2 protein-coding genes are annotated in these 1,547 nt (G+C 69.4%); both read left to right on the top strand.

Annotation, left to right across the window (positions count from 1 at the left end):
• Positions 1-693: sulfate adenylyltransferase subunit CysD (cysD, locus tag IF61_RS0131805; RefSeq protein WP_030370019.1), on the top strand; the 693-nt coding region annotated here is incomplete at its 5' end.
• A gap of 2 nt (positions 694-695) precedes the next feature.
• Positions 696-1,547: sulfate adenylyltransferase subunit 1 (locus IF61_RS0131810; protein ID WP_030370020.1), on the top strand; the 852-nt coding region annotated here is incomplete at its 3' end.

Below are 1,547 nucleotides of genomic sequence, written 5' to 3' on the forward strand. Positions count from 1 at the left end.
GAGGTGCTGGCCTACCGGGACCGGGTGGTGGACGGGCACGGGCTGCGCCTGCACGTCGCCTCCGTACAGGAAGCCATCGATACCGGACGGGTACGGGAACGCCCGGACGGCACCCGTAACCCGCTGCAGACCGTCCCCCTCCTCGACGCCATCACCGGACACCGCTTCGACGCGGTCTTCGGCGGCGGCCGGCGCGACGAGGAGAAGGCCCGCGCCAAAGAACGCGTGTTCTCACTACGGGACGAATTCGGCGGCTGGGACCCCCGCCGCCAGCGCCCGGAACTATGGCAGCTCTACAACGGCCGCCACGCCCCCGGCGAACACGTCCGCGTCTTCCCCCTGTCCAACTTCACCGAACTGGACGTGTGGCAGTACATCGCCCGCGAAAAGATCGAACTCCCCTCGATCTACTTCGCCCACGAACGCGAAGTCTTCTCCCGCAACGGCATGTGGCTCGCCCCCGGCACCTGGGGCGGCCCCCACGACCACGAGAACACCCTGCGCCGCCTCGTGCGCTACCGCACCGTCGGCGACATGTCCTGCACCGGCGCCGTCGACTCCACCGCCACCACCGTCGACGAAGTCATCGCCGAAATCACCACCTCCCGCCTCACCGAACGCGGCGCAACCAGAGCCGACGACAAACTGTCCGAAGCCGCCATGGAAGACCGCAAACGCGAGGGGTACTTCTAACCATGACCACCACCACCGACGCGACCACCACGGCCACATCACTCCTGCGCTTCGCCACCGCCGGCTCCGTCGACGACGGCAAATCCACCCTCGTCGGCCGCCTCCTGCACGACTCCAAATCCCTCCTGGCCGACCAGCTCGAAGCCGTCGAACACGCCTCCCGCAACCGCGGGGCATCCGCACCGGACCTGGCCCTGCTCACCGACGGCCTGCGCGCGGAGCGCGAGCAGGGCATCACCATCGACGTCGCCTACCGCTACTTCGCCACCCCCCGCCGCCGCTTCATCCTCGCCGACACCCCCGGCCACGTGCAGTACACCCGCAACATGGTCACCGGCGCCTCCACCGCACAAGCCGCCATCGTCCTCGTCGACGCCCGCAACGGCGTCGTCGAACAAACCCGCCGCCACGCCGCCCTCGCCGCACTCCTACGCGTCCCCCACCTCATCCTCGCCGTCAACAAAATGGACCTCACCGGCTACGCCGAATCCGTCTTCGCACCGATCGCCGCCGAGTTCACCGCCTACGCAAGCTCCCTGGGAGTACCGCAAGTCACCGCGATCCCGGTCTCCGCCCTCGCCGGCGACAACATCGTCACCCCGTCCCCGCACATGGACTGGTACGGCGGACCCACCGTTCTCGAACACCTCGAAACCGTGCCCGTCATCACCGACCCCACCGCCGAACCCGCCCGCTTCCCCGTCCAGTACGTCATCCGCCCACAGACCACCACCCACCCCGACTACCGCGGCTACGCCGGCCAGCTGGCCGCCGGCGTCCTGCGCGTCGGCGAGCGGGTAACGGTCCTCCCCTCGGGGCGGACGAGCACGATCGACGGCATCGACGCCCTCGGC

Source organism: Streptomyces roseoverticillatus (assembly GCF_000719265.1).
GTDB lineage: Bacteria > Actinomycetota > Actinomycetes > Streptomycetales > Streptomycetaceae > Streptomyces > Streptomyces roseoverticillatus.